Genomic DNA, 14,072 nt, shown 5'->3' with positions numbered 1-14,072 from the left:
GAACGAATGTCATGAAACTGCGGAAGACTTTGCTGCCCCTCGGCGCGCTGGCCCTGGCCGGCCTCGTGCTCGCGTCGGGACGGAAGACCCCCCGGAAGCCCCAGGGGGCGCAGCCCCACCGGAACACACCGGACACCTCCCAGCAGCTGGACGTGTTGATCGTTGGTGCAGGACTGTCGGGCATCGGAGCGGCGCGGCACCTGCTGGAGGGGTGTCCGGGCAAACGGTTCGAGCTGCTGGAAGCGCGGCAGGCCATCGGGGGCACCTGGGACCTCTTCCGGTACCCCGGCGTCCGCTCGGACTCCGACGTGTACACCCTGGGCTACAGCTTCAAGCCCTGGACCGGCCAGAAATCCATCGCGGACGGGGCGGACATCCGCCAGTACATCCAGGACGCGGCGGACGAGGCCGGCATTACGGAGCGCATCCGCTTCGGGCACAAGGTGAGGAAGGCCGAGTGGTCCTCCGGCGAGCAGTGCTGGACCGTCACCGCCGAGCGCCGGACGGAGGACGGCCGCCCCGAAACCATCACCCTCAAAACGAAGTTCCTCTTCCTGTGCAGCGGGTACTACAGTTACGAGGAGGGGTACCGCCCTGACTTCCCGAACGAGCAGACCTTCCGGGGACAGATCGTCCACCCGCAGTTCTGGCCGGAAGACCTCGACTATGCGCGGAAGCGGGTCGTGGTGATCGGCAGCGGGGCCACAGCGGTCACCCTCGTCCCGGCGCTGGCGGAAAAGGCGGCACAGGTCACCATGCTCCAGCGTTCGCCCTCCTACATCGCGGTGCAGCCGCTGGTCGATCAGACCGCCCTGAAGTTGCGGCAACGGCTGCCCGCGCGGGCGGCCCACGGGGTGATTCGCTGGCGGAACATCCTGACCAACATGCTCCTCTACAGTATTGCCCGGCAGGCGCCGCGGCTTTTCAAGAACCAGCTCCTGAAGGACGCGGCGCAGCACGTCGGCGAACCCTTCGACGCGCGGCACTTCACCCCTACGTATAAGCCCTGGGATCAGCGCGTGTGCGCCGTCCCGGACGGCGACCTCTTCCGGGCGGTGCGGGAAGGCTGGGCGTCGGTCGTCACGGACACCATCGAGGCGTTCACGCCGCACGGCATCCGTCTTGCCAGCGGGCAGGAACTGCCGGCCGACATCATCGTGACCGCCACTGGACTGAAAATGAACGTGCTGGGTGACATCGCCTTCACGGTGGACGGCCAGCCGGTGGACCCCGCCCGCAGCCTGGTCTACAAGGGCATGATGCTCAGCGGCGTCCCGAACTGCGCCTACGCCTTCGGGTACGTCAACGCGGCCTGGACCCTCAAGGCCGAACTGACCCAGGCTTACGTCTGTCGCCTGATGGGGTACATGGACCGGCACGGGTACGGCGCGGTCGTCCCCCAGGCGGACCCGTCCGTCACTGAGCAGCCTCTCCTCAGTTTCAACTCCGGGTACGTCACGCGAAGTACCGCGCTGCTGCCGAAGCAGGGGTCACGGAAACCCTGGCAGGTGCATCAGAATTACCTTCAGGACAAGGTCGCCATTCAGTTCTCGCCTATTGACGACGGCGTCCTCAACTTCGCCCCAGCCCGGGCTGCGGCCCAGGCGTGAGGTGGAGTGGTCTGACCATCCACGGATGAGTCCTTAGCATGGGAAGGCGTCACGACACGGGGCAGTGCTGGCCGTATCGCCAAGTTGCGGAAACGTTCGGACTCTGCTGGCGAAGTCAGACTGCGCGCCGTTGGTTCTTCCGTTGATTCCGTGCAGCGGGTCAGGTGGGTGTGCTGCCTGGGGGAATGGGCACGCTGAACGACGTACTCAGCAGGCTGTCTCCCGCAGAACTCCAAGTTGTGGTGGACCAGTGTGAGGTGGAGGCTGATGTGGTCAGCCTCCACCGGTCGCGTTGTGCGGTCCGGCAGCCCTGCCCCAGGTGTCAAGCTCTCTCAGACAGCATTCACAGCCACTACGAACGGCGGTTTTAACACTTGCCCTGGGGCGGCTTGACGGTTCGCATCCAGTTGCAGGTGCGGCGGTTCCGTTGTCGGAATTGCTGTCCAGTGCGCACCTTCGCCGAGCGGTTCCCCGACCTGGTGGCACCCTGCGCGCGGTAGAGCACCGCCGTCTGTCATCTCTTCCAACACTTTGTCCTGCGGGTGAGTGGGGAGGGAGGCCAGAAGCTTCTGGCCTCCCTGATCCCCTTGCCGCTTTGCGCCTCATTCGCCCTGGACTGGGTTGAGATAAAAGCCTGGCAGGCCCACGGAACCGCTTGACCGGTAGGGGAGACCCACAGTAGGGGACCCCTCCCGGCTGTGCGGCCCTTTCTCCTGGCTCTGCCCCCCTACAGCGGCACGGTCATGCCGTTTTTGTGGATGACGTACACCATGCCGCCCGACGCACCAAGCCACAGCTTCTCGAAGATCGCGCGCGGGTAGGTGCGCTGCACGCTGTCATTGTCCGCCGCCGCCGGATCGTTCACCACCGGATTGCCCTGTTCGTCGAATCCGACGATCACCAGCAGGTGACCGCTGCTCGAGGGAATGGCCGCCCCGGGCAATTCGCCTTCCTTCCAGCGGATGCTCGCCACGACGGGAATCCCGGCCCCAATGTACTTCTCGGCATCGGCCAGACTCGGCAGCCGCGTCACGAAGCCCCGCAGCCCCTGCTCGGCCGCGTAGGCCACGTTAAAGGGCCAGTTGCCCGTGCCGTCATACACGGCGTCGTAGGTTCCCCTGGCCGCGTCGGGCACGCTGACGTCGATCCCGTAGAACGCCATCACCATGCTGGTCGAGGTGGGGGAGCACCACACCTCGCCGCCGTCCGGGTAGATCATCTGGGAGCGCTCGGGCACGTTCAGCACCTTGCCCCAGACGCTCCGGTCGCTCGCCGCCCCGGCCCCCGCCAGACCCAGGTCCGTGTTCACGGTGTTTATGGCCACCTGCCCCAGCGTGGCCCCGTCCTTGAGGGTCACGCGGTACTGGTAGCGGGTGGTGACGGCGCTGCCGTAGAGGTTGTTGGTGTCGGTCCAGACGGTGCCGTCGGCGTCCTTCTGATCGTCGACGCTGGCGCGTCCCTCCGCCTGACTCCAGGTGCCGAAGGTGTACCACTTGGTCCAGGTGTCGCCATTCTTCTGGTGGCGCACCTCGACGCGGAGGCTGCCTTTGGCGCCCGTCTCGGCGTTCCAGGAGGGGATAAGCTGGTCATAGGCGTTCACTGTGATGACGTTGCTGGTCAGGGTGCCCTCGGTCTTGCCGGGGGCGAGGACCAGGGTGTCGCCGCTGAGCCGGAGGCCGTCGAGCGTGCCATTCGTCCAGTGGCCGCCGGTGTTCCAGACCAGGGTGGTGCTGTAGGCGCTGTCCGTGACCTTCAGCGGGGCCTCGGCCCGGGGGGGCGCCTGGACCTGGGGAGCGGTGGTGCAGGCGGCCAGCAGCAAGGCCGCCGGCAACAGGGCCGGAAGGGTGGATTTTTGCATACGCGGTGACCGTAACACGCACCCGCCCCGGCTGGATTAGAGTCCAGGGCCACGTGAACAGGGGAGCGGGCGACCCGCATGTCATGTCGGCGCAGCACCTCCAGCCCAACCCGCTCAGCACCTGGAAGGTGATCCCAGCAACGCAACAGGTCAGGACAGGGCCTCCGGGAGCCTGAGCACCACGCTTGACAGCCCCCCCTCCAGTTCGTACTGTGCTCCCAAGCCAATACGTATTAGCAACGGAGGTTTCGTATGCGTCACCGTACCCTGCCCGCCGCCCTGACCTCGTTTCTCATTCTCGGTGGCAGCGCGGGCGCTGCCGATCTGCGCTTCAGCACCTGGGCCGGCGGGGACGGCCTGGCCCTCTTGCAGCAGCTCGCGCAGGAGTACGGGGCCAAGACCGGCACGAACGTCAAGGTCGAGGTCACGCCCTTCGCGGACTACAGCCGCAAGCTGGCTGTGCAGATCGCCTCGGGCGACGCCCCCGACATCGGCTGGGTGGCCGAGCGGGACGTGCCGACCTTTATTGCCTCGAACAATCTCGCCAACCTCAGCGCGCTGGGCAAGGACGCCTCGTTCAACCTGAACGACTTTGCGACCTCCTCGCTCGCCCTCTGGAAGCGGGGCGCCAACCTGTACGGCATTCCCTTCTCGAACTCGCCACTGGTGCTTTTCTACAACAAAGACCTCTTCAAGCAGGCCGGGCTCGCGGACCCGACCGTGCAGTACGCCAAGGGGCAGTGGAACTACACCAATTTCCAGAAGGCGGCCCTGGCGATCAAGCAGAAAACGGGCAGCTCCGGTGCCCGCGTCATGCGGCTTGACCCCAAGGCGTGGGCGGGCGGCCTGCTGGCGGTCCTGTGGTCGAGCGGTGGCGGCGTGTACGACAAGAACATGAAGTGCAACCTGAACTCGGCGGGGAGCCTGCAGGCCTTTGGCCTGATGCAGAACATGATGTTCAAGGACCAGTCCATGCCGCGCCCCGGCGATCAGACCAGCTTCGACGGCGGCAAGCTGGGCATGTACTTCGACAACATCAGCTACGCCGGGCAGCTCAAGGACGCCGGGTTCAAGTGGGGCGTCGCGCCGCTGCCCAAGGGGAGCGCCGGGCGCGTGACGCAACTCGGACAGGCCGGATACGCGGTCTTCAGCAAGGGGAAGAACCAGGCGGAGGCCGTCAATTTCCTGAAGTTCCTCGCGTCGAAGGAGAACATGGCCCGCACCGCCAAGTTCTTCCCGCCGCCCCGCCAGTCGGTCCTGAAGAGCAGCGCCTATCTGAACGCCAATCCCGCTGTTCCGGCCAGCGCACTCAAAACCGCTCTGATCAGCCAGCTTGGCCAGGCCCGCGTCCTGCAAACCGACACGAACTGGCTCAAGGCAAACGACCTGATCACGGGCAGCCTCGATCAGGTGTTCCAGCCCGGCGCGAACACGAAAGCCATCCTTGACCGCACCTGTCAGACGGTGGACGGCCTGTAACCCGTATGGCGAGCCATCTGCTGGCCCGGCGGGAGGCGCGGGAAGGATTCCTGTTCGCGTTGCCCTACCTGCTGGGCATGCTGGTCTTCGTGCTGCTGCCCCTGGTGGCGGTCCTGGGGATGTCCCTGACCGGCTGGTCCCTGCTGGACGCGCCCACCTTCAAGGGCTTCGCCAACTACGCGAAACTGGCCCGCGACCTGGAATTCCGGGGCAGTCTGGGCGTCACCGCCATTTTCACGGTGGGCATCGTGGCCCTGAACCTGACGGTGGCCCTGCTCCTCGCCAGCCTGCTGAACGTGAGGCTGGCAGGCATCGCGGCCTTCCGCTCGATGGTGTTTTCCCCGGTGGTGATGCCCATCGTGGCGTGGTCGCTGATCTGGAAGTTCCTGCTCCAGCCACAGGGACCGCTGAACACGGGCCTCCAGCACCTCGGCCTTGACGCCAACCTGCTCCTGAACCCCAAAACCGCCCTGGGAACCTTGATTGTGATTGAGGTGCTGAAGGCGGTGGGGCTGAACACCGTGATCTTCCTGAGCGCCCTGCAAGGCGTGCCGCCGGAGCAGCGGGAGGCCGCGCGGCTCGACGGCGCGAGTCCCTGGCAGGTCTACCGCCACATCACGCTGCCCATGATCTCGCCGACCCTCTTCCTGGTGTTCCTGGTCACCGTCATCGGTGCCCTGAAGGTCTTCACGCCGATCTGGGTGCTCACTGGGGGCGGCCCGGCGGGCGCGACCACCACCCTGATCGTGGCGATGTTCAAGCAGGGCTTCACCTTCTTCGAGTTCGGCTATGCCTCCGCGATTGCCGCGGTGCTGTTCTTTGCCGTGCTGCTCCTCACGCTGCTGCAATGGCGGCTGCGCAAGGCCCTGGTGTTCTATGAGGACTGATGCTGTTTCCGCAGGCGCACGCAGGGCTGAGCGGCTCCCTGCCCGTCCCGCCTGGACGCTGCTGCTGTACGTCCTGCTGGCCCTGGTCTGCCTGCCCTTCGTCCTGCCCATCCTGTGGATGTTCCTGTCCAGCCTGAAGTCGGCGCAGGGCATCTTCGGCAGCCCCTTTGGCCTGAACGTGGACGCCGGGTTGAAGAACTTCACGCAGGTGTTCGCGGGGTATCCCTTTGCCCGGCAGTACCTCAACAGCCTGCTCACCCTGGCGATCAGCGTCCCGGTGACGATGCTTCTCGCCGCCACCGCCGGGTACGCCTTCGCGCGGATGCGTTTTCCGGGGCGTGACGTGGCCTTCGTGATGACCCTGGCCGCCATGATGGTCCCGGCGGAACTGGTGGCGATCCCGCAGTTCATCGCGTTCAAGAACCTGCATCTCACCAATACCCTGGTGCCGATCATTCTCCTGCAAATCTTCAGCGCGACGGGGGCACTGTCGGTCTTCCTGATGCGCCAGCACTTCATCACGCTGCCGCGCGAGCTGGAGGAGGCGGGGCGGATCGACGGCCTGGGCACGCTGGGGGTCTTCCGGTACATCATGCTGCCCCTCTCCCGGCCCGTGCTGGCGACGGTGGCGATCTTCGCCGTCCTGAACTCCTGGAACGACTACTTCAACCCGCTCATTTACCTGAACGACGAGGCCAAGATGACCCTGCCGCTCGCCCTGCAACGCTTCACCGACCCCCTGGGGGGCACCTACTGGAACCTGACCCTGGCGGCCAGCGTGCTGGTGGCCCTGCCCGTCCTGCTGGCCTTCCTGATGGCGCAGCGCACCTTTATCGAGAGCCTCGCGGCCAGCGGGACCAAGGGATGAGCCGGGATATAAGGGAACACCGCACCGAAATCCTAATTGTCGGCGGCGGCGTCGGCGGGGTCGCGGCTGCCCTGAGTGCCCTGCGGCTGGGGCGGCAGGTGATTCTCACTGAGGAGTCGCCCTGGATCGGCGGCCAGCTCACCAGTCAGGCCGTTCCGCCCGACGAGGCCATCTGGGTCGAGGAGTACGGCGCGACCGCCTCCTACCGCGAATTCCGGGAGGGGGTCCGGCAGGTCTACCGGACCCATCCCCACATCACGGCGGAGGCGGCTTCCGACGCCCACCTGAATCCCGGCGCGGGGAACGTGGGACGGCTGTGCCACGAGCCGCGCGTGGCCCTGCGCGTCCTGGAGGGGCTGCTTGCCCCCTACCTCACCTCCAGGCAGCTGCGGGTCTGGCTGAATACGCGGCCCATTCAGGCGGAGGTGGCGGGCGACTGCATCGGGGCGGTGACCTTCCAGCATGAGTCGGGGGTAAGGCACACCGTCCACGCCGCGTACTTCCTTGACGCGACGGAACTGGGGGAACTCACCGGGCTGAGCGGCGCGGAAAGCGTGACCGGCGCGGAGGGCCAGGACGAGACGGGCGAACCGCACGCTCTGCCGGAGGCGGACCCGCTGAACCAACAGGCCATCACCTGGTGCTTCGCGGTGGACCACCGGGAAGGCGAGGACCACACCATCCCGCGTCCACAGAGTTACGACTTCTGGCGCAGCTATCAGGCCCCCTTCTGGCCCGCGCCGCAACTCTCCTGGACCTATCCGCATCCCATTACCGGCCTGCCGGTCTACCGTGACCTCTTCAGCGACCCCCGGGAGGAAGCCCACAAGGGCGACTTCTGGCATTACCGCCGCATCGTGGCGGGAAGGCACTACGCGCCCCCCATCGGGGACGTGACCCTGGTGAACTGGCCGCAGAACGACTACTGGCTGGGACCGCTCGTCGGCGTGCCCGAGGAGGAGAAGCAGCGGCACCTGGCGGCAGCGCGGGAACTCAGCCTCTCGCTGCTGTACTGGATGCAGACGGAAGCGCCCCGGCATGACGGGAAGGGCGGGGGTTATCCCGGCCTGCGGCTGCGCGGGGACCTGACCGGGACGGAACTCACGCACGGCCTCGCCCTGCGGCCCTACATCCGCGAGGCGCGGCGGATCCGGGCGCAGTTCACGGTGACGGAGAACATGATCGGGGTGGAGGCGCGCGGCAACGAGCAGGGCGCGGAAGTCTTTCCGGACAGTGTGGGCATCGGGCAGTACCGCATCGACCTGCATCCGGGGACGGGCGGGCGGGGCTACGTGGATGTCGCCAGCTGGCCCTTCCAGATTCCCCTGGGTGCCCTGATTCCGGTGCGGCTGGGCAACCTGATCGCCGCCGGGAAAACGCTGGGCGTGACCCACATTACCAACGGTTGCTACCGGCTTCATCCCGTCGAGTGGAATGCGGGGGAGGCGGCGGGTGCCCTGGCCGCCTTCAGCCTGGAGCGGGGCGAGCCTCCCGCCGGCGTCCGGGAACGGCACCTGCCGGACTTCCAGCAGCTCCTGACGCGCCTCGGCCTGCCGCTCGCCTGGCCGGAGGCGTACCGCCTGACGCCCTCCCCCGCGTTCTAGGTGCGGCCGTGACGCGCCCCCCTCCCCGCCAGCAGGCCAGCCGGAACCCGCCCACCCAGAAACAGGTGGCGGAGCGGGCCGGTGTCTCGCAGACCATCGTCTCTCAGGTGCTCAACGGGCAGACGGACCAGGCCCGCATTCACCCGGAAACGCGGGCGCGCGTTCTTCAGGCGATTCGGGACCTCGGGTATGTCCCGAACGCGGCGGCCCGCCGCCTGGTGGGCGGCCGCAGCTCCCTGGTCGGCGTGTTCACCTACGAGGCGGTCTTTCCCAGCAGCACCCGTGACTTCTACGCCCCTTTTCTGGAAGGTATCGAGGAGGAAGCGGCCCGCAGCGGCCTCGACCTGCTGCTGTACACCGGGGGCCGGGGCGGCCGCCGCCTCCCCCGCGACCTGGGGGCCCGCCTGTCCCTGACCGACGGCACGCTCCTGTTGGGCCGGCCCAGCGACCAGGACCGCCGGGAGCTGGCGGCCCTGGTCCACAGCGGCCACCCGGCCGTGTTCATCGGGCGGCGGACCGTGCCGGGGGCGGACCTGACCTGTGTCCAGGCGGATTATGCCTCGGCCACCGCCAAGCTGACCCGGCGCTTTCTGGCCCGTGGGCACCGGGAGCTGCTGTATGTGGGTCCACCTGGGCCGGATGAATCCGCCCTGGACCGGGAGCGCGGTTTTGCCCAGGCGCTTGACCTGGCCCGGGTGGAGCGCCTGGAACCCGGGCACCTGGACCACGCCTGGCTGCGAGGGGCCCTGGAAGGGGGCATCACGGCGTTCCTGCTGGAGAATGACGCCCTGATGCGCCGCCTGCTGGAGGTGGCCCGTGAGGCGGGGTACACGGTTCCCGCCGACTTCTCCGCCGCGGTGCTGGGCGACGCCATCAGCGGGGAGGCGGGAGATCCCACCTGGTCCGGCCTGCACGTCCCACGCCGGGAGATGGGACGCGGCGCGGTGCAGGCGCTGCGCCTGCTGGTGGCCGGAGAACCGGCGGCTTCCACCGTCTTTCCGTGTGAGATCGTGGTGGGCGCGACCATCGGCAGAGGTCCCGCCGAGGCCCGGTAGGGGATGGGGGGCAGACAGACATGCTGAAGCTGTGCAGGAAGATAGCCGCCCCTGCCGCACGCGGAGAGGCAGGCCCATGCGGCGGCCTACCGCCGCATGGCCTCTTGGTTCTCCACTGGCGGGGGTGCCCAGGGCGGTAGCGCCCGCAAGTCGGTCGCCGTGGGCCGCCCCTCCCGCTCGGCCCGAGTCCGGCAAGCGGTCAAAGCGGCCTCACGGTAGCAAGAGAACGGGGAACCGGCATAGGGCTGTTTTTATTCGTCTGGCACGAGGCCAGGGAGAGGGTCTTCCCCTGTGCAAGTCTCAACGGAACGGCGCTCAACCTTGACCATCTCCTCTTCTCCCCACAGCTTTGCCTCCCTATGCTGGGCAGACCGTGGACTCTCCCCCTGCCCCCCTGACCATGCGCGCGCGCGTTGCCGCGTTCGACTGGTCACGCACACCGCTGGGTCCCCGCGACGCCTGGCCGCAGAGCCTGCGGACCGTCGTGGACCTGGTCCTCTCCAGCGCCATTTCCACGAGTGTGTTGTGGGGTGACGACCTGATCCAGATTTACAACGACGCCTATGCCCGAGTTCTGGGGCCGCGCCACCCCGACGCGCTCGGGCAGCCCGTACTGGAGGTCTGGCCGGAAACGCGAGCCGTGATCGAACCGCTCTACACGGGGGTGCGGCGCGGGGAGACCTTCTCCTTCGAGAACCAGCGGTATGTCCTCGAACGCTCCGGTTTCCCGGAGGAAACGTACTTCACGTACTGCTACAGCCCCATCCGTGACGACCACGCAGAGGTCGGCGGCGTGCTGGTCACCGGCGTCGAGACCACCGCGCAGGTGCTGGGGGCGCGCCGCGCGGAGGTCCGGCTCGACTCTTCCACACGGCTCGCCGGGGCGGCGACCGTCGCCGATTTGCGGCACCTGGTGGAGACGACAGAGCCGGTACCTGACCTCCCCTTTGTCGAACTGTACCTGAGAGGTGACGAGGCCTTCCCGGACACCCTCCTGCCCGTGCTGCGGTCAGGCGAACCGTTGCGGCTGAACTGGCCCGCTGAGGGTGAAGCCCCGCGCCTTGCCCTGGCCCTGCTGGTGGACGGTGTGGAGCAGGGGGAGCCGTCCGGGGTGCTGGTGCTGGGCCTTAACCCACAGGTGGCGCTGGACGAGGCCTACCGGGGCTTTCTCACCGAGTATGCCCAGCAGGTGGGGGCGGCGCTGGTGCGGGTGCGTTCCAGTGAGCAGGCCAGGCTGACCCGGAAGCTGGAGGAGGAGCGCGCGGTGCTGGCTGCTTTCGTGGCCTTCACTGAGGCGGTGGGCACCGAGAACGACGTGCTGGCCCTGGTGCGGCGGGCGATGCAGGTGCTGGGCGAGGTCGGGGCGGCGGACACCTTCTCGTACTTCGAGCGCGAGGGGGACCACTGGAAGTTCCGGGTGTGGAGCGAGGATGTCCGCCAGGAGGTGCTGGACGCGAACGCGGCGTTGTCCGACACGCCCCTGATCGCAGACGCGTTGCGCTCACGGCAGGCGGTGTTCCGGGATGGCTGGGACCCCGAGCGGGAGGGGGTGCGGAACACCGAGGAGTACGGCACAGCGGTGTTGTACCCGCTGCTGGTGGGCGGGGAGGTACACAGCCTCTTCGGCGGGGGATCACGGGACCGGCAGCAGTGGCGGGAGCGGGACCGTGCCCTGTTCCGGGCCGTCGGGCGCGGCCTCACCCTCGCGCTGGAACGGGCCGAACAGGTCCGCAGACTTGACGAGGAGCGGGCGGCACTGGACGCCTATACGGCCTTCACCGAGGCGGTGGGCACCGAGACAGACATTCACGTGCTGGCCCGCAAGGCGGTGGACGTGCTGCTGGCCCGCTACCCGGGCGGCACGGCGGTGTACTACGAGCCGGAAGGTCACTTGTGGCGGGCGCGGGTGTGGAGTGACGACCTGCGTCCCGACCTGCTGGAGCTGCTGCGCTCAGGTCTGCCCGGCACAACTCCCTTTATCGCGCAGGCGGTGCGGGAACAGCGGGGCGTATTCACCGACCAGTGGGACCCGGAGCAGCAAGCGGTGGAGCACACTGGGGAGTACCGCAGGTCGGGGCACATCCCCATCGTGCTGGGGGGAGAGGTGCGTGGGCTGCTGGGCCTGGCGAGCCGCGAGCAGCAGCACTGGACCGGACGCGACCGGACCCTGTTCGGCGCGGTGGCGCGTGGCTTGACCCTGGCGCTGGAGCGGGCCGAGCAGACCCTGCAACTCGACCAGGAACGGGAGGCGCTGGAAGCCTTTGCCCGCTTCACCGAGCTGACCGCAGGCACCAACGACGTGGACGCCCTCGCGCAGCGCGCCGCGGAACTGCTGCAAACCACGCTCAACGTCCGCAGCGCGGTGTACTTCGAGCGAGGGGAGGGCCTCTGGAAGGCGCGGTACGTCTCCGGTTCCGTGGCACCGGAGCTGGAGAGCCGCCTGTATGCGGGCCTCCCCGACAGCGCACCGAGCTTCGCCCTGACCGCCGAGCGCCGGGAGCCGATGTTCTTCGAGCCGTGGGATGCCGCCGCAGAGGGGTTGCCCGAAGGAGCAGCCTACGGGGCCGTGGCGCGGTATCCCCTGTTTCCGCCCGATCATCCGGTGGGCATCCTGGGCATGGCCTCCACGGACGCCCCCACCTGGACCGAGCGGGAGAAGGCAGTGTTCCGCGCGGTGGGGGACAGCTTCCGCCTGGCCCTGGAACGCGCCGCGAGTATCCAGCAGATCGAGCGGCAACGCGAGAGACTCTCGGACCTGAACGCCGAACTGGGAAACCTGATCATCCGCACCGCCCACAACTTGGAGGAGCCTGCCCGGCGGCTGGGCGACCTGCTCGACCCCGGGCGGCCTCTTGACCCGCAGGCCCTGGCGGGCCTGTCCCCCTACGATCCGGCAGCCCTGCACGACGAGGTGACGCGACTCAGGAGTGTGGCCCAGGACCTGCGGCAACTCGCCCGGCTGGAACAGCAGGACGTGACAAAAGAACTCCTCTCGCTAGGGGAATTGTTTGGGGAAGTGCGGGCGGAAGTGTCCGCCACAGCCAGAGGCGCGCAGATGCATTGGCGAATCGAGCCGCTCCCGATTGTGCGGGGGGACCGGGCGCTACTGCACCAGGCCCTGGAGGTGCTGATGACCTTCACGCTGAGCGAGACACGCGGCGCACGGTACGTGACGGTCAGCAGCCGGGAGGTGGAAGGTGAAGTGCAGGTTACGGTGGAGGATGACGGGCTGGGGCTGACCGGGGAGGAAGCGGCCACCCTCTTCGACCTGACGGTGCGGACGGACCAGGCGGTGCCCCTGCTGGAGGGGAGCGGCCTGGTGCAGGTGCGGCGCATCCTGGCCGGGCACGGGGGCTGGGCGTGGGCGGAAGCGCAGCGCACCAGCGGCAAGGTCGTCCTGGCCTTCCCCAGGGACGAGGCGGTGAACGAACTGGAAGCCCTCTTCCGTCAGCACAAACCCGGGATGTAGCGGCGGGGGGGAACAAGAAAGACGGCGGCCAGGTTTGGCAGCCGGGTTCATTTCCCCGCTGGGGTTTTGGGCCAGGCGAACCAGAAGGTGGCCCCCTGGTCCACCTTGCCTTCCCCCCAGGCACGGCCCCCGAAGCGCTCGCACAGCCGCCGCACCACCGGCAGCCCCAGGCCCGTACCCTCGTACTCTGCGGATGGATGCAACCGCCCGAACAGCTCGAAGGCCTTGTCCTTCTGCCTCATATTGAAGCCCACGCCGTTGTCCTCCACCCCGATGCGGTACTCGGTTTCAGTCTCCTGCACCAGGACATGCAGGCGAATCCGGGGCTGCGTCCGGGTGAATTTCAGGGCATTGGACAGGTACTCGTGAAGGATGATCTGCAAGGCCTGGCTGTCGCCGTACACCGTGGGTAATGCTTCACTTGTGACTTGAACGTCGCGGCCTGCCATCTGATCCTGCACGTCCTTGAGGACTTCGCGGAGGACCCGCCCCAGGTCCACAGAGCGCATCCGGGCACGCAGGAAGCGCATCTGCATGTACTGCTTCAGGGACTCCAGCAGCCCCTGGGTCTGCCGCACCCCGTCCTCCGCGTGGGCCAGGTAGCTGGGGGTTTCCGGGTGCTGCCGCGAGAGCGTCAGAAAGCTTTCTGCGCGGGTGAGCGTAGCCTCCATCTCTCTCCCAGACGCGAGCATAACGCTCTCGAACTCCTCCTGAAGCTGCCGGAGCTTGAGGGCCTGATCCTGAAGCTGCGTCTCCTGGGCTTGCTGGGTGTCCCAGAGGGCACGGTGGGCCAGCTTGAAGGCGGTCACGTCCGTCAGGGTGAGGTGACAGCAGGGCGATTCGCCACCGGACTGTTGGGGGCTGGCCTCCAGGGCAATGTCGAGAACCTCTCCACCTGAGGTCAGCACCTGGACTTCACCCGTCTGCCGCCCCCGGCCCTCGAACACCCGTGCCAGCAGTGCGGCGAAGGTGGGCTGGGACGCGGGGGCCAGGGACTGGGCGAGGCGGCGGCCCTGGAGGACCTCGCGCGTGGACCCCAGCAGGGCCGCCCCCCGCACATTCACGTCCAGTATGCGGCCCTGTGGGATCAGGAGAAAGGCGGCACCGGGACTCTCCTGGAACAGCACCTGCGTCTGGTCCAACGCCGTTTGGAGCCGCAGCACCTGGGCTTCGAGGGCCTGGAGGCTGGCTTCGAGCGTAGCGGGCGATTCCATCTGGATGTCAGTGGCGGGGGGGGGGAAC

10 protein-coding genes are annotated in these 14,072 nt (G+C 67.7%); 8 read left to right on the top strand and 2 right to left on the bottom strand.

Annotated features, from left to right (window positions below; translation table 11 throughout):
• Positions 1 to 11: 11 nt before the first annotated feature.
• Together DEIPH_RS08700 and DEIPH_RS20970 are read left to right on the top strand one after the other, a co-directional pair.
• The gene (locus DEIPH_RS08700) at positions 12 to 1,610 is read left to right on the top strand and encodes a flavin-containing monooxygenase (RefSeq protein ID WP_081790850.1); all 1,599 of its coding nucleotides are present in this window, start codon (positions 12 to 14) and stop codon (positions 1,608 to 1,610) included.
• Positions 1,611 to 1,984: 374 nt separating this feature from the next.
• Complete coding sequence (locus DEIPH_RS20970; protein WP_407636506.1) at positions 1,985 to 2,110, top strand: hypothetical protein; 126 nt, start codon at positions 1,985 to 1,987, stop codon at positions 2,108 to 2,110.
• A gap of 227 nt (positions 2,111 to 2,337) precedes the next feature.
• Here the strand turns inward: DEIPH_RS20970 and DEIPH_RS08695 are convergent, their stop codons facing one another.
• Positions 2,338 to 3,468, bottom strand: coding sequence for a peptidase C39 family protein (locus tag DEIPH_RS08695; RefSeq protein ID WP_081790849.1), 1,131 nt, complete (start codon positions 3,466 to 3,468; stop codon positions 2,338 to 2,340).
• Between the two features lie 252 nt (positions 3,469 to 3,720).
• Here DEIPH_RS08695 and DEIPH_RS08690 point away from each other — a divergent pair, with 252 nt between their 5' ends.
• From DEIPH_RS08690 to DEIPH_RS08665, 6 genes are all read left to right on the top strand, one after another.
• Positions 3,721 to 4,947 carry an ABC transporter substrate-binding protein gene (locus DEIPH_RS08690; RefSeq protein WP_034356925.1) on the top strand — a complete coding sequence of 409 codons (1,227 nt, stop codon included), beginning with the start codon at positions 3,721 to 3,723 and terminating at the stop codon, positions 4,945 to 4,947.
• Positions 4,948 to 4,952: 5 nt separating this feature from the next.
• Positions 4,953 to 5,834, top strand: a complete 882-nt coding sequence (locus DEIPH_RS08685; protein ID WP_051517259.1) for a carbohydrate ABC transporter permease — start codon at positions 4,953 to 4,955, stop codon at positions 5,832 to 5,834.
• Positions 5,824 to 6,702, top strand: coding sequence for a carbohydrate ABC transporter permease (locus DEIPH_RS08680; RefSeq protein ID WP_051517258.1), 879 nt, complete (start codon positions 5,824 to 5,826; stop codon positions 6,700 to 6,702). Before DEIPH_RS08685 ends, DEIPH_RS08680 begins: the two co-directional genes overlap by 11 nt.
• On the top strand, positions 6,699 to 8,306 hold the full coding sequence (locus DEIPH_RS08675) for an FAD-dependent oxidoreductase (RefSeq protein WP_034356919.1): 1,608 nt from the start codon (positions 6,699 to 6,701) through the stop codon (positions 8,304 to 8,306). Before DEIPH_RS08680 ends, DEIPH_RS08675 begins: the two co-directional genes overlap by 4 nt.
• An 8-nt stretch (positions 8,307 to 8,314) precedes the next feature.
• A complete protein-coding gene (locus tag DEIPH_RS08670) occupies positions 8,315 to 9,361 on the top strand; it encodes a LacI family DNA-binding transcriptional regulator (RefSeq protein ID WP_034356917.1) in 1,047 nt (348 codons plus the stop codon).
• A gap of 373 nt (positions 9,362 to 9,734) precedes the next feature.
• The gene (locus DEIPH_RS08665) at positions 9,735 to 12,830 is read left to right on the top strand and encodes a GAF domain-containing protein (RefSeq protein ID WP_034356915.1); all 3,096 of its coding nucleotides are present in this window, start codon (positions 9,735 to 9,737) and stop codon (positions 12,828 to 12,830) included.
• Positions 12,831 to 12,877: 47 nt separating this feature from the next.
• Here DEIPH_RS08665 and DEIPH_RS08660 read toward each other — a convergent pair.
• On the bottom strand, positions 12,878 to 14,072 hold a 1,195-nt coding region (locus tag DEIPH_RS08660; protein WP_321163339.1), incomplete at its 5' end, for a sensor histidine kinase.

Origin of the sequence: Deinococcus phoenicis (genome assembly GCF_000599865.1) — a bacterium.
Classification (GTDB): domain Bacteria; phylum Deinococcota; class Deinococci; order Deinococcales; family Deinococcaceae; genus Deinococcus; species Deinococcus phoenicis.
The sequence above is the reverse complement of the archived record's forward strand: the minus strand, read 5'-3'. Positions and strand labels throughout refer to the sequence as shown.